This is a genomic window from Micromonospora sp. NPDC005173 (assembly GCF_040608515.1).
Classification (GTDB): Bacteria; Actinomycetota; Actinomycetes; order Mycobacteriales; family Micromonosporaceae; genus Micromonospora.
Map to the genome: position 1 here is coordinate 1 of NZ_JBEXIK010000011.1, position 23,083 is coordinate 23,083.

Genomic DNA, 23,083 nt, shown 5'->3' on the forward strand with positions numbered 1-23,083 from the left:
GCATGGGCGTTGAAGGAAGGCCTACGACTGGTGTTCACCCTGGCCAAGACCAGCCCGACCGCCGCGGTCGAAGCCCTCGACCGGTGGATCGGATGGGCCCGCCGCAGCCGCATCGACGTCTTCGTCGACCTGCAACGCCGCGTGGTGCGTCACCGCGACGCCATCATCGCGTCCATCGAACACGGCCTGTCCAACGGCCGCATCGAATCCGTCAACGCCAAGATCCGTTTGATCACCCGGATGGCCTTCGGGTTCCACTCACCCGACGCCCTCATCGCCCTGGCCATGCTCAGCCTCGGCGGCCACCGACCCCAACTCCCCGCAAGATGATCACCAACGACCCACACATCCAACACAAGACCCATAAATATGCCCCTGAGGTATCACGCTCGTGGGAGTGACCGGGTCTGGTACGAGCGTCCGGCGGCCGAGCATCCAGGGGGCACCGCGCGCGGCAGCCGGACAGCGACTACCCCCGGGGCGTCTGCAGCACGCACGAGATCCGAGGGCAGCGCGGCGGCCAGGCCCACGCCGCGCAGGGCCGGGAAGCGCCGCGCAGGGGCCGGGAAGCACGCGCCGCGCCGCCGGGCCGGGAGTCGCCGCCGGACCGGGAGGCGCCGGACCGGACCGGACCGGGAAGCAAGCGCGGCCCACACCCGGTCGCAGGGCCGGGTGGCGGGTGGCTCCGATGGTGGGTCAGACGGCGGCCAGGACTGCGGCCTCCAGGCGGGACCGGGTGGCGTCGTCCGGCCAGCCGCCCACCAGGTAGAAGGCGTCGACCACGTCGGCTCCGAGGGTGGAGATGCGGGCCGCGCGGACCAGGGCGCCAGCCTCGTCGAGCGCGCAGGTGACCCGGTAGAGCAGCCCGGCGGCGTCCGCGGCGCGCAGCTCCAGCAGCACGGCGTCGGTGGCCGCCTCACGGTGCCAGACCACCCGGGGAGCCGCGCCGCCGCTCCGGGCGGCGAGCGCACGGCCGCGCAGCCGCTGGGTGACCGACACATCGCCGGCGACCGCTCTGCGCAGGTCGGCGCGGAGCGAAACCGGGTCCGGCGGCAGCCCGTAGCGGGGCTGCACCCGGCATTCGACCAGGGCGCGCCCGTCAACCGCGGAGGCGTCCGCGGAGATCACTTCCAGCCGGTGCAGGGCCAGGCAGCCGGCCACCGTGGCGAGCAGGCCCCGACGGTCCGCGGCGGCCACCGCCACCCGGTCCCCGGTCAGGTGGACAACCGGCAGTGGCCCGGCCAGCAGCGCCGGGTCCGGGGCCGGCGGTTCGGGCAGCACGCCGGTGTCCAGCGCGGTGCGCACCCGGGCGACCAGCTCTGCGACCAGTCGACCTTTCCAGTCCGACCAGGCTGCCGGCCCGGTGGCCGCCGCGTCCGCGCGGACCAGCGCGTGCAGCAGGTCGAGGGTGCCGGTGTCGCCGACCGCCTCGGCCACCGAGGCGATGGTGACCGGGTCGGCCAGGTCCCGGCGAGTGGCCACGTCGGGCAGCAGCAGGTGCAGCCGGACCAGCTTGCCGATCAGCTCGGCCTCGGCAGTGGGTAGACCGATCCGGGTCGCCACCGCCTCGGCCAGCGGTACGCCGACCTTGCTGTGGTCACCGGGCAACCCCTTGCCGATGTCGTGCAGCAGTGCGCCCAGCAGCAGCAGGTCCGGACGGTCCACCTCGCGGGCGTGTCGGCTGGCCTCGTGGGCGGTCTGCACCAGGTGCCGGTCGAGGGTGTACCGGTGCACCGGGTTGTGCTGGGGCAGGCTGCGCAGCCGGGTCCACTCGGGCAGCCAGCCGTCGACCAGCCCGTACCGGTCGCAGGTCTCCCAGGCCGGCACCAGGCCGGGCCCGGCGCCGAGGAGGGTGGTCAGCGCGGCCCGGGCCTCGGCCGGCCAGGGCGCGGGCAACGGCGGGCAGTACGCCGCCAACCACTCGCAGGTGGCACGGGCGATCGGCAGTCCGGTGGCCGCCGCAGCGGCGGCCACGCGCAGCGACAGGCTCGGGTCGGGGCGTGCGCCGATCGCCGTGCGGGCGAGGACCAGCTCGCCGTCGTGCTCGACCACGTCCCGGGCCACCGGGCGGCGGGCGGGGCGGGTGTTCCCGCCCCGGGAACGGCCCGAACGCAGCCGGTCGGCGGCCCGGAAGGCGTCGTCCAGGGCGTGGCTGACCGTGCGCGCGTCGCCGGCGACCCGACGCAGGAGGGTGTCACCGTCCTCGACGACGGCTCCGGGTCGCCGCGCGGGGTCAGACCCGCCCAGCTGGAGTTGTCGGAGGCCGAGTAGCGCGGCCACCCCGTCCCGTTCCTGGGCCACCAGCCGGTCGACCCGGCGGCCGACCTGCTGGTGCAGGCCGTCCCGGGTGTCCAGCAGGCGCAGGTGGGCGGCGCGCACGGCGGGGCGCAGCGCGTCGGTGATCCCGGCGGCGGAGATCGCCCGCAGCAGCCCCACGTCACGCAGCCCGCCAGCGGCCTCCTTGAGGTCACCCTCCAGCAGGAAGGCCAGCTCGCCGTGGGCCTGCCAGCGGGCGGCGGTGACCTCCCGCAGCCCGGGCAGCTGGCGGACGGCGGTCCGCCGCCAGTGGTCGGCGGCGGTGCGGATCAGTGCGTCGGCCAGCGACCGGTCACCGGCCACCAGCCGGGCGTCGAGCAGCCCGAGGGCGACCTTGACGTCGTCCTGGGCCACCGAGAGCGCCTCGGCGACGGTACGCACCGAGTGGTCCAGCCGCAGGCCGGCGTCCCAGATCGGGTACCAGACCGAGGCGGCCAGCTCGTCCGTGCCGGGCACCCCGGCGTGCAGCAGCACCAGGTCGAGATCGCCGTACGGGGCGCACTGCCGCCGGCCCAGCCCGCCGACGGCGACCAGCGCCACCCCGTCACCCTCGGGCAGCAACCCCCGCAGGAACCTGTCGTACGCCGCGGCACGGGCCAGCCGGGCCGGCTCGCCGATCCCCCCGGGTACGCCGACGACCTCGTTGATCAAAAGGTCCGCGTCGCCGTCACCGGCGTGCCCTGACGCGTTCCCCTTGATCAACGAGGTCATGTCGGTCGTGGTCCGGGTCAGAGTGCGTCGAGGCCGCGCTCGCCGGTACGCACCCGGACGACCTCCTCGACACCGGTGACCCAGACCTTGCCGTCGCCGATCTTGCCCGTGCGGGCAGCCCCGACGATGGCGTCCACGATTTTTTCCACGTCGATCTCGTCGGTGAGCACCTCTACCCGGATCTTGGGCAGGAACTCGACCGTGTACTCGGCACCCCGGTAGACCTCGGTGTGCCCCTTCTGCCGCCCGTACCCCTGTACCTCGCTGACGGTCAGCCCGGCCACCCCGAGGGCGTGCAGAGCCTCCTTCACCGCGTCCAGTTGGTACGGCTTGATGACTGCGGTCACCAGCTTCATGTCCAACCCCTCCATCCCAGGAACGTTAACCGGCGACCTTCGCGCTGACCGGCTCGGCGGAGTCCGCCTCCGGCTTGGCACCGCTCGCCGCGCCGCCGCCGGGGGTGCCGATGCCGGCCATCGCGAACGCGCTGCCCGTGCCGCCGCCGGCCGGGGACAGGTCGTAGCTGCTCTCGGCGTGCTCGGCGATGTCGATGCCATCGACCTCAGCCTCGCCCTTGACGCGGAAGCCGATCGTCTTCTCGATGACGAAGGCGAGCACCCAGGCGATGCCGAACGACCAGACGGAGACGATCAGGCCGGCGAGCGCCTGCCGACCCAGCTGGGTCGCGCCGCCGCCGTAGAAGAGGCCGTCCGAGGCACCCACCACGTCGCTGATCGCGGCGTTGACCGAGTTGGTGGCGAAGAGACCGAGCCAGAGCGACCCGATCCAACCGCCGACGAAGTGCACGCCGACCACGTCGAGAGAGTCGTCGTAGCCGAGCTTGTATTTGAGGCTGACGGCGAGCGCACACACGGCTCCGGCGACGATGCCGAGCAGGACGGCGGCCCAGGGTGCGATGAAACCGCAGGCCGGGGTGATGGCGACCAGGCCGGCCACGGCACCGGACGAGGCGCCGACCATGGTCGGCTTCCGGTCCTTGATCCACTCGACCGCGATCCAGCCGAGCACCGCCGCCGCTGTGGCGAGCTGGGTGTTGATGAAGGCGAGCCCGGCGACCGAGTCGACGGTCAGCTCCGAACCGGCGTTGAACCCGAACCACCCGAACCACAGCAGGCCCGCACCGAGCGCGACCAGCGGGATGTTGTGCGGCTTCATGCCCTCGCGCGGCCAACCGAGCCGCTTGCCGAGCACCAGCGCCACGGCCAGCGCGGCCGCACCGGCGTTGATGTGCACCGCGGTGCCACCGGCGAAGTCCAACGCGTGGATGTCACCGCCGATGATCCCGCCGCCCCACACCCAGTGGGCGACCGGGAAGTAGACCAGGGTGGCCCAGCCGAAGGCGAACAGCAGCCAGCCGGCGAACTTGGCCCGGTCGGCGATGGCACCGCTGATCAGCGCGACGGTGATCACCGCGAAGACCATCTGGAAGGCCATGAACACGTAGAGCGGTACCCCGATGCCGCTGGGGTTCTCCGCCGTCGCGCCCCACAGGTCGGTCTCGGCGAGGAAGGTCTTGGTGCCGAGGTACGCGCCCGGGTCGCCCCAGAATCCGTTCACGTCGGTCCCGAAGGCGACGCTGAAGCCGTAGAACCACCACAGAATAGAGATGAGCCCAATGGCGGAGAAGCTCATCATCATCATGTTGAGTACGCCCTTGGCCCGGTTGAGGCCGCCGTAGAACAGCGCCAGTCCCGGGGTCATGAGCAGCACGAGCGCGGTCGAAACCAGCAGCCAAACGGTATTGGCGCCGTCGATCGTCGGTGCTTCAGGCACGCTGGCCTCCTAAAGGTGAAGTCCTCCTTCGCGGCTTTCCGGGGCAGCGTCGCCCGTAGGCCGGTTGCGCGGAAGCTTCGCGGCCGGCTGTTTCACCCAGGGTCTCGTGCCGGTTTCCGTTTCGTGACGGGTTGTTTCGTACGTGTCACGAAGTCCGCACAGCCAGCGGCATGGACGGTGGTGGATCATCCAGACGACGTACGCCGATGGCTGACCGGGCAGGCACATCGACCGACGCGCTCACCGAGGCCGGCCGGGCATCGACCGGCCAGGGCTCAGCGGAGGGCGTTCTCCAGCGCGTGCCGCTCGTAGTCGAGCAGCCGCAGGTCGCGCATCGGCCGGCGCAGGTGCCCCTTGTGCACGATCCGGACGAAGGCCGGCTCACCGGCGGCGGCCATCCGGCGGATCCCCTCGACGTGGTCCACGATCCGCTTGCGGATGGTCCGGATGAGCCGGTGCCGGTCCCGGGGGATCAGCCCGTACGCGTCGGCGAAGAGCCGCAGCCGGCGCGGCCGGTCCGGACGCTTCCAGCCCAGCGTGATCGAGTCCCGGTCGGCGAAGATCGGCACCCAGGTCCAGGCGGCGTACGCCACGTCGTAGATCCGGGAACCCGGCGAGGCGAGATCGAAGTCGATCAGCCCGAGCGTGCCGTCCGGCCGCCAGATCACATTGTGCGGCGCGGCGTCGTGGTGGCAGATCACCTCGGTGTCCGGTGGCGGCGGCCCGAACGAGCGCCAGACCGCCCCCTGCGGCGGGGTGAAGCCATACTGCGCGTCGTGGAACATCCGCAGCATGGTGGCGACGGTGACTAGCGCCTCGTCGGTCACCCAGTGCGGGGCGAGCGGGTACTCCCCGCACTCCCCCTCCAGGTACGACAGCACCTCGCGGTTGCGCTCGTCCATGCCGAGCGCCCGGGGGGCGCCGGTGAACCCGACGTACTCCAGGTGCCGCAGCAGGGCGTGCACGGACGGGGTCCACGGCCCGGCGTTGCGGCGGACCGTGTCTCCGACCCGGACCACGGTGCTCACGTTGCCGCCGTGCAGCGGGATCTCCTGCGAAGTCACGTACGGTCTCCCGAGGCGCTGCGAGGGGTGGCCGGGGTCGCGCCAGCCCGCGTACGCGCGATCGTCGGTGGTCACCCGAGACTACGCGTCCCGTCCGGCGGCCTCGGTCCCCAGCAACGCGTCCACGAACTGCGCCGGGTCGAACGGGGCCAGATCGTCCTTGCCCTCACCGAGGCCGACGAGCTTCACCGGGATGCCGAGCTTGCGCTGCACGGCGATCACGATGCCGCCCTTCGCGGTGCCGTCGAGCTTGGTCAGCACCACGCCGGTCACATTGACCACCTCGGTGAAGACCCGTGCCTGTTCCAGGCCGTTCTGCCCTGTTGTGGCGTCCAGGATGAGCAGTGTCTCGTCGATCGGCCCCTGCTTCTCCACGACCCGCTTGACCTTGCCCAGCTCGTCCATCAGGCCGATCTTGTTCTGCAGGCGACCGGCGGTGTCGATGAGCACGGTGTCCACGCCGGTGTCGATGCCGCGCTTGACCGCGTCGAAGGCGACGCTGGCCGGGTCGGCGCGCTCCGGGCCGCGGACGGTCTCCGCACCGACCCGCGACCCCCAGGTCTCCAGTTGGTCGGCGGCGGCGGCCCGGAAGGTGTCGGCCGCGCCGAGCAGCACGCTGCGGCCGTCGGCCACCAGCACCCGGGCGATCTTGCCGCAGGTGGTGGTCTTGCCGGCGCCGTTGACGCCGACGACCAGCAGCACCGCCGGCACGCCGTCCTTCGGCGCGGTCCGCAGGGACCGGTCCAGGCTCGGGTCCAGCGCGTTGACCAGTTCGGCGGCGAGCAGCGCGCGCAGCTCGGAGGCCGAGCGGGTGCCGAGCACCCTGGTCCGCTCGCGCAGCCGGTCGACGATGTCGCGGGTGGCGTCGACGCCGACGTCGGCGGTGATGAGGCTGTCCTCGATCTCCTCCCAGACGTCCTCGTCGAGGTGGTCGCGGGCGAGCAGACCGAGCAGGCCCTTGCCGAAGACGTTCTGTGAGCGGGACAGCCGGGACCGGAGCCGGACCAGCCGCCCGGCGGTCGGCTCGGGCACCTCCACGGCCGGCGCGGGCGCCTCGATGACCGGCGGCTCGACCAGGACACCGGTGGACAGATCGGACTCCGGTGCCTCGACCGGCGGGCCCGCGAGATCCTCTTCGGCCCGGGTATCGACCTCGGTGCGCGGTAGCGGAGGCTGTGGCCGCCGCCGCAGTCGCGGCACCACCAGCCCGACTGTGCCGACGATCAGCACACCGAGCAGGACCAGAACGAGGACGAGATATTCGGCCATGCCGGAATCCTGTCAGATGCCGGCGATGGCGTCCCAGCCACCGCACCCGAGCGGTGCCAGGAACCGGCGGTAGGCTCGGCCGCATGCCCGCCCCACACCTGCTCATCGGCCCCCTCCTGCGGCGCGTGGTGGGCACCCGGGCGACCATCTGGGTGGAGACGGCGGCGCCCGCCGTGGTCACCGTCCGCACCGCGTCCGGCGCCGGCGGCACCGCACCCACCTTCTCGGCGTACGACCACCACTACGCGCTCGTGGTGGTGGAGGGGCTCACCCCGGACAGCGCGACGACCTACGAGGTGCTGGTCGACGACGAGGTTGTCTGGCCGGTGCCGAGCAGTGGCTTCCCGCCGAGCGTGATCCGCACCCGGGCCGCCGACGACCGGGATCAGCCGGTCAGCCTGATCTTCGGCTCATGCCGGGAGACCACCCAGCACGCCACCACCCGCAAGCTCCCGCCGGACGCGCTGGACGCGTACGCCCGGCGGTTGATGGCCGACCCGGAGTCGGCCGCGCGGCCCGACCTGCTGGTGTTGCTCGGCGACCAGGTCTACGCCGACGTCACCTCGCCGACGGTGCGCCGGCTGCTGCGCCGGCGCCGGCGGCGGCCGAAGGGCGCTCCGGCCGACCAGGTGGTGAGCTTCGACGAGTACACCAAGCTCTACCTGGAGTCCTGGCGGGATCCGGAGATCCGCTGGCTGCTCTCCACCGTGCCGAGCGTGATGATGTTCGACGACCACGAGATCATCGACGACTGGAACACCTCGGCCAGTTGGCGGGCGGAGCTCCGCGAGCAACCGTGGTGGGCCGAGCGGATCGGCAGCGGGCTCGCCTCGTACTGGGTCTACCAGCACCTGGGCAACCTCTCCCCGGACGAGGTCGCCGCCGACCCGGTCTTCGCCAAGGTCGTGGCCGCCGAGGACGCCACCGGCGTGCTGCGGGAGTTCGGGCACCGGGTCGACCAGGAGTCCGACCTGGCGCACGACACCGAGCGCTGGCGCGCGGTGCAGTACCAGTGGAGCTACGCACTGGACCTGGGCCGGACCCGGCTGGTCATGCTGGACAACCGGTGCAGCCGGGTGCTCGACCAGGGCAACCGGGCCATGCTTCCGCCGGGCGAGTGGTCCTGGTTCCTCGACCAGGCGCACGGGGTCTACGACCACCTGGTGGTCGGCGCCTCGCTGCCCTGGCTGCTGCCGCAGGGCATCCACCACGTCGAGGCGTGGAACGAGAAGCTGGCCGACTCGCACCGGCCCTGGGTGGCCCGCGGGGCGGAGAAGCTGCGCCGCGCACTGGACCTGGAGCACTGGGCGGCCTTCCGGCAATCCTTCGAGGCGCTCGCGGAGACCTTCGCCCGGATCGGCACCGGCACGCCGAGCGAGCCCGGCGCGCGGGTCGGCGCAGGGCCGGCGTACGCCCCGCCAGCGTCGATCAGCGTGCTCTCCGGTGACGTGCACCACTCGTACGTGGCGAGGGCCCGGTTCGCCGATCCGACGGTGGTCACCCCGGTGCACCAGCTCACCTGTTCGCCGATCCACAACCAGGTACCGGCCGGCATGCGTCCCGTGATGCGGCTGGGCTGGTCGTCCGGCCCGGCCGGGGCCGCCCGGGCGCTGGCCCGTTCAGCCGGTGTCCGCCGCCCAGGGGTGCGCTGGCGCAAGCTGGCCGGCCCGTACTTCGGCAACGCGGTGGCCACGCTGACCCATCGGGGCCGGGGGGCCGATGTGACCATCGAGGGCACCACGAGTGACGGACGACTACGCCCGGTGATGGCCCGCCGACTCTCCCACGACGGCTGATCCGACCCGACCGTAGTCTTGAGCCCGTGGACGAGCACCTGTCGGAGCCGATCCGGGCGGTCGAGCACGAACTGACCGCCCTGCTGCGCCGTGGTCGGGCGGTTTCCTGGGAGATCGGCCGGGAGGTGCACCCGAACCTCGAACCGAACACCTACGGGCTGCTGCTCTGGCTGCGCCGGAGCGGGTCGATCCGGTTGACCGAGTTGGCGGCGCGGCTCGGGGTCGGCAAGGGGACGCTGAGCCGGCAGATCAACGGGTTGGAAGCGCTCGGCCTGGTCCGCCGCGACCCCGATCCGAGCGACCGGCGGGCCGCGCAGATCAGGTTCACCGAGGAGGGCCAGCGCCGGTTCGATGCCGCCCGGTCCGCACGGGTGGGAGAGTTCCTGCGCACCCTGAACGACTGGCCAGCCCGGGACGTCGAGGAGTTCGCCCGGCTTCTCGGCCGGTTCAACGACACCCGGAAATGACCCCCGCCGACCCGGAATGTTCCTCCCCTCCGACAAGTTGTTGCTTGAGGCAACCAAGAGGCATGGTTGCCTCAGGCAACTCCCAGGCGGCCGCCGCACCGCAGGCCTCCGCCGTTCCACCTCGACTCCACTCGGAGGCAGCAACGATGAGCCAGGCGACAGCGCCCACCCGGGCGACCGGCGTCGACATGACCCACCGGCAGATTCTGGAGGCTCTCTCCGGCCTGCTGCTGGGCATGTTCGTCGCGATCCTCTCCTCCACGGTCGTCTCGAACGCGCTGCCGCGGATCATCACGGAGCTGCACGGCGGTCAGTCCGCGTACACCTGGGTGGTCACCTCGGCCCTGCTCGCGACCACCGCGACCACCCCCATCTGGGGCAAGCTCGCCGACCTCGCCAGCAAGAAGCTCCTGGTCCAGCTCTCTCTGGGGATCTACGTGCTGGGGTCGGTGCTGGCCGGCGCCGCGCAGGGCACCGAAGAGCTGATCGCCTGCCGGGTGCTCCAGGGCATCGGCGCCGGCGGCCTCACCGCGCTGGCCCAGGTGATCATGGCGACCATGATCGCGCCCCGCGAGCGCGGCCGCTACAGCGGCTACCTCGGCGCCGTGATGGCCGTCGGCACCATCGGCGGCCCGCTGATCGGCGGCGTGATCGTGGACACCTCGTGGCTCGGCTGGCGCTGGTGCTTCTACGTCGGCGTGCCGTTCGCCATCGCCGCGCTGGTCGTGCTCCAGAAGACCCTGCACCTGCCCGTCGTGAAGCGGAAGGCACAGATCGACTGGTGGGGCGCCACGCTGATCACCGCGGCCGTCTCGCTGCTGCTGATCTGGGTCTCGCTCGCCGGCAACCAGTTCGCCTGGGCCTCCTGGCAGAGCGTCGCCATGGTGGTCGGAGCCCTGGCGCTCGCCGCGCTGGCGATCCGGGTGGAGACCCGGGCCGCCGAGCCGATGATCCCGCCACGGCTGTTCCGCAACCGCACCATCACCCTGGCCGTCGTCGCCAGCATCGCGGTCGGCGTGGGCATGTTCGGCGCCTCGGTCTTCCTCGGCCAGTACTTCCAGATCAGCCGCGGCCAGAGCCCGACCATGTCCGGCCTGATGACCCTGCCGATGATCCTCGGCCTGCTGGTCTCCTCGACGCTGAGCGGCCGGATCATCACCCGTACCGGCCGCTGGAAGCGGTTCCTGGTGATCGGCACTGCGCTGCTCACCGTCGGCTTCGCGATGATGGGCACGCTCCGGGCCGACACCAGCTTCACCCTGCTCAGCGTCTACATGGCGCTGGTCGGCATCGGCCTGGGCATGACCATGCAGAACCTGGTCCTCGCCGTGCAGAACACCGTCGGCACGCACGAGCTCGGCGCGGCCAGCTCGGTGGTGGCGTTCTTCCGCAGCCTGGGCGGCGCGATCGGCGTCTCCGCGCTCGGCGCGGTGCTCGCCCACAAGGTCACGGGTTACACGTCAGACGGCCTGGCCCGGCTCGGCATCTCCGCGTCCAGCTCGGGCAGCGGTGGTGTCCTGCCCGACGTGCACACCCTGCCCGGCCCGATCCGGGCAGTGGTGGAGAGCGCCTACGGTCACGGCGCCGGCGACATCTTCCTGGCCGCCGCCCCCTTCGCGCTGATCGCGCTGATCGCGGTGAGCTTCATCAAGGAGGTGCCGCTGCGGCAGCACAACAGCTCCCCGGTCGGCGCCGAGGTCGAGCAAGAATCAACCATCGCGGCCGGCGCTGGTGCCGCCGTGGTCCGTACCGGCGAGCAGAGGTGAGGTAGCCAGCCATGAGCGTGGGAGCACCGGACCGCGAGGAGTACGGCCCCCGGACCCGCCCGCTGCCGTTCGAACGCGGCACGGACGGGCCCCGGGTGGTCCTGGTCGGCGTGGACGGCACCCGCACCTCCGAGCGGGCCGGCTGGTACGCCGCCGGCCTGGCCCGCCGGCAGGGTGCCGCGTTGGTGGTGGTCTTCGTCAGCTCAGCGAGCGGGTTGACCGCCCTGGTGCCCGGGATGGACGCCGGCGCGGTGCAGCGGACCCACGACGAGCTGGCCGACGAGCTGCGCCGGGAGTGCCGGCGCGGGGCCGAGGAGCTGGGCGTACCGGTGACCTTCCTGTGCCGGCGCGGCGACGCGTACGGCGAGCTGCGGGCGGCGGCCGACGAGTTCCAGGCCGACATGGTGGTGGTGGGCGCCTCCGAGCAGGCCGGTCACCGGCTGGTTGGCTCGGTTGCCACCCGTCTGGTCCGCACCGGGCGCTGGCCCGTCGTCGTGGTGCCCTGACAACCGGTCGCGGGCTGTCCGGGCCGCCGGGCAGGATACGCGGCATGACCTGGACCGCACCGGAGATCACCCGGACCCCCGAACCGTACGTCGGCGACGAGCGCACGATGCTCGAGGGCTGGCTCGACTACCACCGCCAGACGCTGCTGCTCAAGTGCGCCGGGCTCACTGAGGACCAGTTGCGCACGCCCAGCGTGCCGCCCTCCGGGCTGACCCTGCTCGGCCTGGTCCGGCACCTGGCCGAGGTGGAGGGCTGGTGGTTCCGGGAGAGCTTCGCCGGCCAACCGGTCGACTACCCGTACTTCACCCCGGAGACGCCGGACGCCGATCACGACGTCAGCGCCGCCGACGCCGAGGCGGACTTCGCGATCTTCCACCGCGAGGTGGCGTTGGCCCGGGAGGCCGCCGCCGGGCATTCGCTCGACGAGACCTTCACCGAGGTCGGTGCCAAGAAGCGCGTCTTCAACCTGCGCTGGGTCTACGTGCACATGATCGAGGAGTACGCCCGGCACAACGGCCACGCCGACCTGATCCGGGAACGCATCGACGGCGCCACCGGCGAGTGACCCGCGCTCAGTACGCCAGCGCCGCCCGCAGGTAGCGCAGGTCGCCGTGGCCGCCCCAGCGGTGCGCCGACAGCCCGGCCGCGCGGGCGCCCCGGATCGCCCAGTCCTCGTCGTCGACGAAGAGCACCTTGGCCGGCAGGATGCCCAGTGCCGCGCAGGCCGCCTGGAAGTACTCCGGTGCCGGCTTGTGCACGCCCAGCGTGGAGGAGTTGACCACCACGTCGACCTCGTCGGTGAGGCCGAGTGCGGCCAGGTCGGCGTCGAGCAGGTCGGTGGCGTTGGTGGCCAGTCCGACCCGGATCCCGGCGGCGCGTACCTCACGGACGAAGTCGAGCACCTCGGTGTCCACCTCGCCCCGGTAGCGCTGCCACTGCTCCACCGCCGCCCGGGCCTGGTCCGGACCGCCGGCCGGCTCGGCCAGCGCATCGGCCACGCTGCTCACCCAGTCGGCGTGACTGACCTGACCGGTGAGCACCGGCTGGAGCCGCCCCCACTGCATGGCGATCTCGGTGAGCACCCCGTCGGCGAGGCCGAACTCCCGTTCCACCCCGGCGGCCACCGCCGGGTCGAACCGGCGCAGCACGCCGTCCAGATCCAGCAGGAGCGCCGTCGCGCGTTCCCGAGCCACTACCTGTACTCCTCGCCGCGGTCCTGCCGCTGGTCGTCCTCGTCGGCCCGGTTGAGCCGTTGGCTGATCACCTGGGTGACGCCGCTGCGCATGGTCACTCCGTATAGCGCGTCCGCGATCTCCATTGTCCGCTTCTGGTGGGTGATGACGATCAGCTGGCTCTTCTCCCGCAACTGTGCCAGCAACGTGATCAGCCGGCCCAGGTTCACGTCATCCAGGGCCGCCTCCACCTCGTCCATGATGTAGAACGGGCTGGGCCGGGCACGGAAGATCGCCACCAACATGGCCACCGCGGTGAGCGACCGCTCGCCACCGGAGAGCAGGGACAGCCGCTTGATCTTCTTGCCGGGTGGGCGGGCCTCGACCTCGACGCCGGTGGTGAGCAGGTCCTCCGGGTCGGTGAGGATCAGCCGGCCCTCGCCGCCGGGGAAGAGCACGGTGAACACCTGCTCGAACTCCCGCGCGGTGTCCTCGAACGCGCTGGCGAAGACCTCCAGGATCCGCTCGTCCACGTCCTTGACCACGGTGAGCAGGTCCCGCCGGGTGGCCTTGAGGTCCTCCAACTGCTCGGAGAGGAACTTGTAGCGCTCCTCCAGCGCGGCGAACTCCTCCAGCGCGAGCGGGTTGACCTTGCCGAGCAGGGCCAGTTCGCGTTCCGCCTTGCCGGCCCGCTTCTCCTGCACCGGCCGCTCGTAGCGGACCGGCTCGGGCACCGGCAGCCCGTCACGTTCGGCGGCCGCGACGTCGGCCTGGGTGGGCGGGACGGGCTGGGTGGGGCCGTACTCGGCGACCAGGGTCTCCACGTCCAGCCCGAAGTCCTCGGCCGCCTTGGCCTCCAGCTGCTCGATGCGCAGCCGCTGCTCGGCGCGGGCCACCTCGTCCCGGTGCACCTGACTGGTCAGCCGCTCCAGCTCCGCGCCGAACCGTTTGGCGGCCCCGCGTACCTCCTGGAGCTCCGCCTCGCGGGCGGCCCGTTCCCGGGCCACCGCGTCGCGGTGCTCCTCGGCTGCCGCGATCGAGGTGGTGAGCCGGGTGAGCGCCTCCCGGGCGCCGCCGGCGACGGCCCGGGCGATGCCCGCGCCCCGGGTGCGTGCGGCCCGCCGGGCCGCGGCACGTTCCCGGGCTGCGCGCTCTGCGGTGGCCTGCCGGGCCAGCGAGTCGGCCCGGCCGGCGATCGAGGAGACGCGCTCCTCGGCGGTACGCACCGCGAGCCGGACCTCCATCTCGTTCTGCCGGGCCTGCGGCACCATCGCGGCGAGCTGGTCCCGCTCCTCGGCCGAGGGCTCGGCGTCGACCGGGGTCTCCTCGGCCAGCCGCAGCCGTTCCTCCAGCTCGTCGAGCGCGGTGAGGTCCCGCTGCCGGGCCGCCTCGGCGCGGGCCCGGGACTCACCGAGCCGGTCGGTCTCCGCCTTTGCCGAGCGGGCCGCCGCGCCCAGCTCGGCCAGCCGGCGGGCGGCGGCGTTGCGGTGGCTCTCCGCCTCGCGCTTCTCGGCGGCGGCGTGCTGCACGGCCTCCTTGGCGGCGGTCACCTCGGCACGCGCCTCGACGAGCTGGTCGCGCAGCTCCGCGCCGCTGCGCTCGGCGGCGAGCCGGTTGGTGCGGGCCTCCTCGACGGCAGCCTGCACCTCGATGTAGCTGGGCGCCTTGGCCGACCCACCGGCCGCCGCGTACGCCCCGACCACGTCACCGTCCGGGGTGACGGCGCGCAGTTCGGGGTTGCCGGCGACCAGCTCGGCGGCGGCGGCCAGATCGTCGACGAGCGCCACGTCGCGCAGCGCGCGGTGCACGGCGGGGCGCAGCTCGGCGCTGCACTCCACCAGGTCGGGTGCCCACCGGGCCCCGTCGGGCAGCTTCGGCCGGAGCGCGTCGGCGGAGCCGGTCATGCCCGGCCCGGCGGGGCTGCCGACCAGCAGGCCGGCCCGGCCGGCGTCGGAGATCTTCAGCAGCCGCATGGCCTCGACGGCCTCGTCCACCCCGCTGACGGCGACCGCGTCGGCGAGGCCGCCGAGCGCGGCGGCCAGCGCGGCCTCGTTCCCGGGCGCGACGGTGAGCAGCCCGGCGAGGCTGCCGAGCAGGCCGGGCACGTCGCCGGCACGGGCGAGCAGCGCACCCGCGCCGTCCTTGCGCCGCAGGCCCAGGGCGAGCGCCTCCTCCCGGGCCTTCCAGGTGGCCGCGTCCTTCTCCGCCGCCCGCTCGGCGTCGGCCAGCGACCGGGCGGTGGCTTGTGCCCGGTCCTGCACGGCGACCGCCTCGGCGTGCCGGGCGTCCAGGTCGGCGTTGTCCCGATCCGCCTCGGTGGACTGCGCGGCCACCGCGTCCAGGTCAGCCTGCGCCTGCTCGGCGCGGCCCAGCGCGTCGGCGTGGGCGACGGCGAGCCGTTCGATCTCTTCGCCGGCGCTGGTGGTCCGGGCCCGGGCCGAGTTGACCTGGCCGGTGAGCCGGGCCATGCCCTCCCGCCGGTCGGCGATGGCCTTGGCGGCGGCGACCAGTTCCCGTTCGGCGGCGGCGAGCTGCCGTTCCAGCTCCTGGCGGTGCTCCACCGCCTCGGCCAGTCGGATCTGGTCGTCGGTGAGCGCCCCGCGCAGCTCTTCCTCCTGCTCGCGGACCCGCTCAGCCTCGGCCTCCAGCTGGTCCGGGTCGCGGCCGGTCCGCTCGTCGTCGCCGCTGGTGCTCAGGTGCCGCAGCCGCTCCCGGGCCAGCTGTTCGATCGAGCGGAAGCGTTCCTGCAGGGCGGAGAGCTTGTACCAGGTGTCCTGGGCGGCGGCGAGCAGCGGGGCGTCCTCGGCCAGCGCGGCCTCCAGCTCACCGAGCCGGCCCTGCACCTCGGCGTGCTCGGCCTCGACCTGCTCGCGCCGCTCCCGCACCGCGGTCTCGTCGGCGATCTCCCGATCGAGGGTGCTCCGCAGGGTGGCCAGGTCATCGGCGAGCAGCCGCAGCCGGGCGTCGCGCAGGTTGGCCTGGATGGCGGCGGCACGTCGGGCCACCTCCGCCTGCCGGCCCAGCGGCTTGAGCTGGCGGCGCAGCTCGGCGGTGAGGTCGGTCAGCCGGTTGAGATTTACTTGCATCGCGTCGAGCTTGCGCAGCGCCTTTTCCTTGCGCTTGCGATGCTTGAGGACGCCGGCCGCCTCCTCGATGAACGCCCGGCGGTCCTCCGGCTTGGCGTGCAGCATGCCGTCGAGCCGGCCCTGGCCGACGATGATGTGCATCTCCCGGCCGATGCCGGAGTCGGACAGCAGCTCCTGGATGTCCAGCAGCCGGCAGGTGCTGCCGTTGATCTCGTACTCGCTCTCGCCGGAGCGGAACATCCGGCGGGTGATGGAGACCTCGGTGTACTCGATCGGCAGCGCGCCGTCGGTGTTGTCGATGGTGAGGGTGACCTCGGCGCGACCCAGCGGCGCCCGGCCGGCGGTGCCGGCGAAGATCACGTCCTCCATCTTGCCGCCACGCAGCGCCTTGGCGCCCTGCTCGCCGAGCACCCAGGCGATGGCGTCGACGACGTTGGACTTGCCGGAGCCGTTGGGGCCCACCACGCAGGTGATCCCGGGCTCCAGCTTCAACGTCGTGGCGGAGGCGAAGGACTTGAAGCCCTTGACCGTCAGGCTTTTGAGATACACCTTCTCGATCCTCGTCCGGTGGCCGCCGTACCGTCGCCGGCTGCGCGGACCTGGGTGAACCCGCAGACTAACCCGGTGGCGGGAACGGTCGGGCACTCGACCCGCCCCGGGTCACACCCGTCGTGAGTGCGGGACGCGACCGCGAGCCGGTCGCGCTGTTGTTGCGGTGGTGACGAGAAAGGCAAACACCATTCATGATCGACCAGCCGGCCGACACCTTTTCGGAAACAGTCGGCGCGGTTCCCAAGCGGTCAGCGACAAGATCATAAATCGTCGTCCGCGATAGGAGCCGGACAGCGTTGCGCGCCGGCACAGAGGTGTCGGCGCGCATTTTTGCGATGGTGCGATTCAGTTTTCCGACCCCGAAGATCAGGTCAGCGCCGGCTCGGCCAGACGGAGCAGGTCGTCCGCCTCCGCCGCGGCCGCCGCGAGCCGATCATTGTCGGCACGCAGACGCGTGATCTCGAACTCCAGTGCCTGAACCCTGGCACGCAGTCGGGTGACCTCGTCGAGCAGACGCCGGTCGGGCGCTGCACCTACGTGGCCGTAGAGGGCCTTCGCCATGCTGACTCCTTGATATGCGCTGCCGGAAAGGCCGGCCAACGCGCGCCCATTTGTACGCGGCTGTCATTCCAGCTGTATCTGGGCATGACCGGGCGCGACTGGCGACACCTATATATTGAGCCGCAAACCCCTCCTTCGTCAAGTTCTCGCAGGCCGTAGATCATCTCTACGTCGACCTGTCCACTTGTCGGGGGGCTGCCTCAAGGCACGGACACTCTCTGTCCGGACACCTTTACTGTACGCCGTGATTGCCGGAAGTCCGCACCTTGGCGTCCGACTTCCCCTTAACTCTTCCTTAGCCACGTTGCCGCAGGTAACGGGCTAGTCGTAGCGTCACCTCGGCCTATAACCGACCCCGTGGAGGCAGTGCGTGTACGGCTGGACCGACCCGATGGACCCGAACGGCGCCCCGCGGCGCGCTGAGCGGCCGACCGACGAGCCGGACTGGCTGAGCGACCGCCCGGAACCCCGTTCGGCGTACCTGTTCGGAGACGACCCCGACCAACCCGGCGACGAATGGCACCGCGCGGAGCCCACCGGCCGTTGGCAGTCGGAACCGGCGGCCCCCGCCGGGCCGGCCGACGGCCCCACCGCTGCCTGGCCGGCGTACGCGCCCGCCAACCGGCCGGGGGACGAGCCGACCGGTGACTGGCGCGCCAGCCGCCCGCTCGAGGAGACCACCGGCGGCTGGAGCACCGACGCTGGCGACGAGCCGACCGGCGGCTGGCAGACCGATACGACCGGTGCGGGCCGTTCCAACGAGGGCCGGCACCGGTCCCAGCGGCGCTGGCGCCGCCCGTTGATGATCGGCGGCGCCGCCGCAGCGGCCACCCTCGTGGTGAGCTTCGGCGTCGGCGCGCTCGCCCTGCCCGGCGGAGACGGCGCGGCCAGCGAGCCGAGCGCTGTCGACGACACCCTCGCCGCCGCCCCGGCGGTGCCGACCGAGGAGCCGGTGGGCGACAACCTGGTCGCGCCCTCCCCGACCGGCTCGCCCAGCCCGGCCCGGCCGAGCCCGACGCCGAGCAAGGTCGTCAAGCCGACCCCGGAGTCATCGCGGACCACCGCCGCCTCGCGGCGCAGCACCCCGCGCACCAGCGCGCCGAGCACCACCACAGGCTCGGGCTCCGGCTCCAGCGGCACCGTCAGCGCCCAGGCCCAAGAGGTGGTGAACCTGGTCAACGCCGAGCGCACCAAGGCCGGCTGCAAGGCGCTGAGCATCGACGACAAGCTGATGACCGCGGCACAACGGCACAGCCAGGATCAGGCCGACCACCAGAACATGTCGCACACCGGCAGCGACGGCAGCAACGCCGGCGTCCGGCTGGACCGTGTCGGCTACACCTGGCGCACCTACGGCGAGAACGTGGCGTGGAACCAGAAGACCCCGGCCGCCGTGATGGACGCCTGGATGAACAGCTCGGGCCACCGGGCCAACATCCTGAACTGCGCCTTCACCGAGATCGGCGTCGGCATCGCCAGCAGCAACGGTCCGTACTGGACGCAGGTCTTCGCGGCGCCGCGCTGACCGCGCGTCGTTCCCGCCCCCGCGCTCGTTTGACCCGGTGAGGTACGTCGGGCCGGAGCGTGGGGGCGTCGGCGTACCGGTGAGGGCGGCGACGGGCCGCCCGCGACCCGGGAGCTGCCGATGCGGATCCGGCCGCGGCGACGCGCCGCCGTACGCCCGCTGCGCCGGATCCTGTCGGCCGCCGTCGCGCTCGTCCTGGTGGTGCCGGCGTACGGCTGCCGGGTCGACCTGCACACCCCGCCCGGTGCGCCCACCCCGTGGCCGTCCGACCAGGCCCGCCACTGGCAGTGGCAGTGGCAGCTCAGCGGCACGCTCGACCCGGCGGTGGACGCCGACGTCTTCCTGCTCGACCCGGTGGCCACCACGGCCGCCCAGACCGCCGAGCTGCGCTCCCGGGAGCGCCGGCTGATCTGCCAGGTGCACGTCGGCTCGGTCCGCTCGGTCGACCCGGACGCCAGCCGGTTCCCGGTGGCCGTACAGGGCTCGGACGGCCGCCGGCCCGGCAGCCGGTGGCTGGACGTCCGGGGGTGGGACGCGCTGGAGCCGGTGCTGGCCGACCGGTTCCGGCTCTGCCGGGGCAAGGGCTTCGGCGCGGTGGCGCTGGCCGACGCCGACGGGTACGCGTCTCGCAGCGGCTTCCCGCTCGACTTCGACGACCAACTGCTGTTCAACCGCCGACTGGCGCAGCTGGCCCGGTCGCTGGACCTCTCCCCCGGGCTGGTCAACGACGTGCCGCAGCTCGCCGCGCTGGCCCCGGACTTCGACTTCGCGGTCAACGAGGAGTGCGTCCGGCTGGACCAGTGCGCCAAGCTGCTGCCGTTCGCCGACGCCGGCAAGCCGGTCTTCCACGTCGAGTACACCGGCTCGACCGACGACTTCTGCGTCACCACCGTCGGCTACGGCTTCGCGTCGATCCGTAAGGAACGGGCGCTGGACGCCTGGCGGGCAGCCTGCCCGCTGCCCTGAACGTTCGAGGGCCGACCGGGGCGCGACGGTGAGACACCGCCGGGCCGGGCCGCGGTCGCGGCTCGGCCCGGCGGCACGTGCGGGTCAGGGCACCGCCACCAACTCCGGGGAGGGGGCCGGCGGTTCGGTGGGCGCGGGCGCCGGACGCCGCCGAAGGAAGCGCGGAGTCCACCAGTTCGCGTCGCCAAGCATGGTCATCAGCGCCGGCAACACCACGCCCCGGATGATCGTGGCGTCCAGCAGGATCGCCGCCGCCAGGCCGATGCCGAGCTGCTTCATGTCGATCGTGCTCAACGTGGCGAAGATCGAGAACACCCCGACCATCACGATCGCCGCGCTGGTCACCACGCCAGCCGACGAGGTGATCCCGTACGCCACGGCGTCCCGGTTGGACATGCCGGCCCGGATCCCCTCGCGGATCCGGCTGACCACGAAGACGTGGTAGTCCATCGAGAGGCCGAAGAGCACCACGAAGAGGAACAGTGGCAGCCAGGACACGATCGCACCCATCGAGGTGAAGCCGAGCGGCCCGGCCGCCCAGTCGCCCTGGAAGATCAGCACCAGCAGCCCGTACGCGGCACCGGCGGAGAGCAGGTTCAACGCGATCGAGCTGGCCGCCACCACCACCGAACGGAACGTGAACATCATGACCAGGAAGGTGAGCACCAGCACGAAGCCCATCACCAGCGGCAGCTTGTCCCGGATGTGCTGTGCGTAGTCCTCGCTGTCGGCCACACCGCCGCCGACCGCGTACTCGATGCCCGGGATGTCCCGCAGTTCGGCCGGGACCAGGTCCTCACGCAGTTTCTCCAGCGACTGCACGGAGCGGTCGTCGCGGCTGGCGTACGGGGTGGCGACGTCCAGCACCGACACCCGCCGGTCGGCCGACACCTCGATCTTCGGGCCGTCCGTCTCCGTGGGGGCGAACAGCGGGTCGCCGGCGGCCCGGGCGGCCAGGTCGGTGAGCGCGGCGTGGACCCGGTCGGCCTGCTCGGCCGGTGCCCGGACGGCCACCACGTGGTTGGTGCCGGTGCTCGGGAAGGCGGCGGTGAGCCGGTCGTACGCCTGCATTGCCGGGGTGGTGCGTGGCAGGTCCTCCATGCCGGGGAACTTCAGCTTCATGCCGAGCGCCGGGGAGGCCAGCGCGAGCAGCAGACCGACCGAGATGACCAGGGTCGGCACCGGGGCGCGCAGCGCGGGCCGGAGCACCGCCGGCCAGAGCCGGGGCGAGCGAGGCTCGCCGTGCCGGCCGGCGCGCGGCGCGGTCAGTCGCCAGAGCAGCGGCACCCGGGGCCGGTCGACCCAGCGACCGAGCTTGGCCAGCAGAGCGGGCAGCACGGTCAGCGAGCCGACCACCGCGACCGCGACCACCAGGATCGAGCCGACCGCGAGCGACGAGAAGACAACGTCGCCGGCGAGCAGCAGCCCGGCCATCGAGATGATCACGGCGAAGCCGGAGACCACCACGGCGTGCCCGGAGGTCTCCGCCGCGATCTCCACCGCGTCCAGCCCGGAGCGGCCCTTGGCGCGTTCCTCCCGCTCCCTGCGGACGTAGAACAGCGAGTAGTCGACCCCGACCGCCATACCGATCAGCAGGATCACGGGGGCGGTGGTGTCGGTGGCCGGCACCAGGTGCGAGGCGAGGGTGGACAGACCCATCGCGGCAGCCACCGAGGAGAGCGCCAGCAGCACCGGCACGCTGGCCGCGATCAGCGCGCCGAACGCAATGATCAGGATGGCCAGGGTGACCGGCAGGCTGAGCAGCTCGGCGCGCTTGAAGTCCTTGCCCAGGGTGTCGTCGAGGGCCTGCCCGATCGACGGCCCACCGACCTGCTCGACGCGCAGTTGCGGGTGCGCATCCTGCACGGTGGCGGTGGCGTCGCGCAGCGGCTGCACCCGGTCCGACGCGGTGTCCGGGTCACCGGACATGGTGATCGGCAACAGCAGCGCCGAGCCGTCCCGGGAGAGGACCGGCTGACCGACCTCGGCGACCCCGGTGACCGTACGCAGCCGGGCCGCCGCATCGTCCGCCGCCGCCTTCGCCGCCGCCGGGTCCAGTGCGCCGCCCCGGGAGGTGATCAGGACGTTGTCCACGGCCGGGTCTTCGAAGGCGCCGGCGTCCACAATCAGGCCGGCCCGGCCCGCCTCCCCGATCGCCTGGTCGCCGCTGGTCGCCTCGTTGAGGCCGGCGGCGTTGCCACCGACGAAGCACACCGCCACGAACACGGCCCACAGCGCGATCGCCCGCCACGGGTGCTCGGCGCTCCACCGCGCCATCCGCACCGTCACCGGTCTCGTCCCCATCTCGGGTCCCCCTGTCACGTCAGCCCCCTGTCAACGGTGCTGACGCTAGGGACGTGACGAGGCGGACGCATCGGGGATCGGCCCCGGCCGTCCCCGGAGTCCGGTCCCCCCACGTCGAAGGGACCGCTCGGTGCGGCGCGGCGGGCATCAGCCCGCGATTCGGACAACCGCCGGGGTCCAGCCCGGAGCGGTCGGCCGCGACCCGCCGGCACCGACCCGGAGCCGACTCCGGGTCATCCCCGAAGGGAACCCCGGGGCCGCGGCTGACAGCGTGGGCAGCTGTACGAGGACCGGTTCATGAACGCCTCGCGGCGGACCGGCGCGCCGCACCGCCGGCACGGCTCACCCTCCCGGCCGTAGACGTTCAGCTCCCGGTCGAAGTAGCCGCTCTCGCCGTTGACGTTGACGTAGAGGGCGTCGAAGCTGGTGCCGCCCTCCTTGATCGCCTCAGCGAGCACGTCGCGGACGTGGCCGAGCAGGCGCTGCGCGGCCGGGCCGGTCAGCGCGTCGGTGGGACGGGCACCGTGCAGCCCGGCGCGCCAGAGCGCCTCGTCGGCGTAGATGTTGCCCACGCCGGAGATCAGGGTCTGGTCGAGCAAAGCCCGCTTCACCTCAGTCCGCCGGCGGCGCAGCGCGGCGACGAAAGCCGCGTCGGAGAACTCCGGGTCCATCGGGTCGCGGGCGATGTGCGCGATCTCCGCGGGCAGCTCGGCACCGCCCTCGCTGACCGAGAGCCCGCCGAACGTGCGCTGGTCGACGAAGCGCAGCTCGGGCCCATCGTCGGCGAACCGGAACCGCACCCGCAGATGGGTCTCGTCCGGCGTGCCGGGTGGCTGGAGCAGCAGCTGACCGGACATCCCGAGGTGCCCGATCACCGCGTCGCCGCTGTCCAGGGGCAGCCACAGGTACTTACCGCGGCGGCGGACGTCCAGCACGGTCCGGCCGGCGAGCACGTCGGCGAAGTGCACGCCGCCGGGGATGTGCCGGCGGACCGCGCGGGGGTGACGAACCTCCACCGACGCGATCCGGCGGCCGGTGACCCACTGCGCCAGCCCCAGCCGGACGGTCTCCACCTCGGGCAGCTCAGGCACGGCGTCGCCCCGTCTCACGGCCTTCGGTGGCTCCGGCCCGGTCGGCGCCGGCCGTCTGGGCACCGTTGCCGTCGGCGGCCGGACCCGCGCCATTGCTGCTCGGACCGGCGCCGTTGGCCCGCTCCGCCGCGACGTC

Annotated in this window: 18 protein-coding genes; 8 read left to right on the forward strand and 10 right to left on the reverse strand. The window is 72.7% G+C overall.

Annotated elements, in window-relative coordinates; genetic code table 11:
* A partial coding sequence (locus tag ABZV00_RS14955) for a transposase (protein WP_355605993.1) occupies nt 1–330 on the forward strand: 330 nt, incomplete at its 5' end.
* Nucleotides 331–696: 366 nt separating this feature from the next.
* On the opposite strand, the gene ABZV00_RS14960 is transcribed toward ABZV00_RS14955, so the two are convergent.
* From ABZV00_RS14960 to ftsY, 5 genes are all read right to left on the reverse strand, one after another.
* Nucleotides 697–3,027 carry a [protein-PII] uridylyltransferase gene (locus ABZV00_RS14960; RefSeq protein ID WP_355605996.1) on the reverse strand — a complete coding sequence of 777 codons (2,331 nt, stop codon included), beginning with the start codon at nt 3,025–3,027 and terminating at the stop codon, nt 697–699.
* Nucleotides 3,028–3,044: 17 nt separating this feature from the next.
* The gene (locus ABZV00_RS14965; RefSeq protein ID WP_007456507.1) at nt 3,045–3,383 is read right to left on the reverse strand and encodes a P-II family nitrogen regulator; all 339 of its coding nucleotides are present in this window, start codon (nt 3,381–3,383) and stop codon (nt 3,045–3,047) included.
* A gap of 25 nt (nt 3,384–3,408) precedes the next feature.
* A complete protein-coding gene (locus ABZV00_RS14970) occupies nt 3,409–4,821 on the reverse strand; it encodes an ammonium transporter (RefSeq protein WP_328424506.1) in 1,413 nt (470 codons plus the stop codon).
* Between the two features lie 275 nt (nt 4,822–5,096).
* On the reverse strand, nt 5,097–5,960 hold the full coding sequence (locus ABZV00_RS14975; protein WP_328424504.1) for an aminoglycoside phosphotransferase family protein: 864 nt from the start codon (nt 5,958–5,960) through the stop codon (nt 5,097–5,099).
* Nucleotides 5,961–5,966: 6 nt separating this feature from the next.
* The gene (gene ftsY, locus ABZV00_RS14980) at nt 5,967–7,154 is read right to left on the reverse strand and encodes a signal recognition particle-docking protein FtsY (RefSeq protein WP_328424502.1); all 1,188 of its coding nucleotides are present in this window, start codon (nt 7,152–7,154) and stop codon (nt 5,967–5,969) included.
* Between the two features lie 83 nt (nt 7,155–7,237).
* Here ftsY and ABZV00_RS14985 point away from each other — a divergent pair, with 83 nt between their 5' ends.
* From ABZV00_RS14985 to ABZV00_RS15005, 5 genes are all read left to right on the forward strand, one after another.
* Complete coding sequence (locus ABZV00_RS14985) at nt 7,238–8,950, forward strand: alkaline phosphatase D family protein (RefSeq protein WP_355606001.1); 1,713 nt, start codon at nt 7,238–7,240, stop codon at nt 8,948–8,950.
* A gap of 26 nt (nt 8,951–8,976) precedes the next feature.
* Nucleotides 8,977–9,417, forward strand: coding sequence for a MarR family transcriptional regulator (locus ABZV00_RS14990; RefSeq protein WP_355606004.1), 441 nt, complete (start codon nt 8,977–8,979; stop codon nt 9,415–9,417).
* A gap of 146 nt (nt 9,418–9,563) precedes the next feature.
* Nucleotides 9,564–11,183 carry an MDR family MFS transporter gene (locus tag ABZV00_RS14995; RefSeq protein ID WP_355606007.1) on the forward strand — a complete coding sequence of 540 codons (1,620 nt, stop codon included), beginning with the start codon at nt 9,564–9,566 and terminating at the stop codon, nt 11,181–11,183.
* A gap of 11 nt (nt 11,184–11,194) precedes the next feature.
* Nucleotides 11,195–11,689, forward strand: a complete 495-nt coding sequence (locus ABZV00_RS15000; RefSeq protein WP_355606009.1) for a universal stress protein — start codon at nt 11,195–11,197, stop codon at nt 11,687–11,689.
* 44 nt (nt 11,690–11,733) lie between these two features.
* Nucleotides 11,734–12,255, forward strand: a complete 522-nt coding sequence (locus ABZV00_RS15005; protein WP_355606012.1) for a DinB family protein — start codon at nt 11,734–11,736, stop codon at nt 12,253–12,255.
* A 7-nt stretch (nt 12,256–12,262) separates the two neighbouring features.
* Here ABZV00_RS15005 and ABZV00_RS15010 read toward each other — a convergent pair whose 3' ends face one another.
* The 3 genes from ABZV00_RS15010 to ABZV00_RS15020 all read right to left on the reverse strand — a co-directional run bounded on the left by ABZV00_RS15010 (nt 12,263) and on the right by ABZV00_RS15020 (nt 17,061).
* Nucleotides 12,263–12,883, reverse strand: coding sequence for an HAD-IA family hydrolase (locus tag ABZV00_RS15010; protein WP_328424493.1), 621 nt, complete (start codon nt 12,881–12,883; stop codon nt 12,263–12,265).
* Nucleotides 12,883–16,497, reverse strand: coding sequence for a chromosome segregation protein SMC (smc, locus tag ABZV00_RS15015; RefSeq protein ID WP_328424491.1), 3,615 nt, complete (start codon nt 16,495–16,497; stop codon nt 12,883–12,885). The genes ABZV00_RS15010 and smc overlap by 1 nt, the downstream gene beginning before the upstream one ends.
* Before the next feature lie 369 nt (nt 16,498–16,866).
* Entirely contained in the window at nt 16,867–17,061 is a 195-nt protein-coding gene (locus ABZV00_RS15020) for a hypothetical protein (RefSeq protein WP_007456482.1), read from the reverse strand.
* A 391-nt stretch (nt 17,062–17,452) separates the two neighbouring features.
* Here ABZV00_RS15020 and ABZV00_RS15025 point away from each other — a divergent pair, with 391 nt between their 5' ends.
* Nucleotides 17,453–18,586, forward strand: a complete 1,134-nt coding sequence (locus tag ABZV00_RS15025; protein ID WP_355606381.1) for a CAP domain-containing protein — start codon at nt 17,453–17,455, stop codon at nt 18,584–18,586.
* 120 nt (nt 18,587–18,706) lie between these two features.
* Nucleotides 18,707–19,552, forward strand: coding sequence for an endo alpha-1,4 polygalactosaminidase (locus ABZV00_RS15030; protein ID WP_355606016.1), 846 nt, complete (start codon nt 18,707–18,709; stop codon nt 19,550–19,552).
* An 84-nt stretch (nt 19,553–19,636) separates the two neighbouring features.
* Here the strand turns inward: ABZV00_RS15030 and ABZV00_RS15035 are convergent, their stop codons facing one another.
* Entirely contained in the window at nt 19,637–21,856 is a 2,220-nt protein-coding gene (locus tag ABZV00_RS15035; RefSeq protein ID WP_328424487.1) for an MMPL family transporter, read from the reverse strand.
* A 233-nt stretch (nt 21,857–22,089) separates the two neighbouring features.
* Nucleotides 22,090–22,947 (reverse strand): bifunctional DNA-formamidopyrimidine glycosylase/DNA-(apurinic or apyrimidinic site) lyase, encoded by an 858-nt coding sequence (mutM, locus tag ABZV00_RS15040; RefSeq protein ID WP_355606019.1) that lies wholly within the window; start codon nt 22,945–22,947, stop codon nt 22,090–22,092.
* Nucleotides 22,948–23,083: the final 136 nt, after the last annotated feature.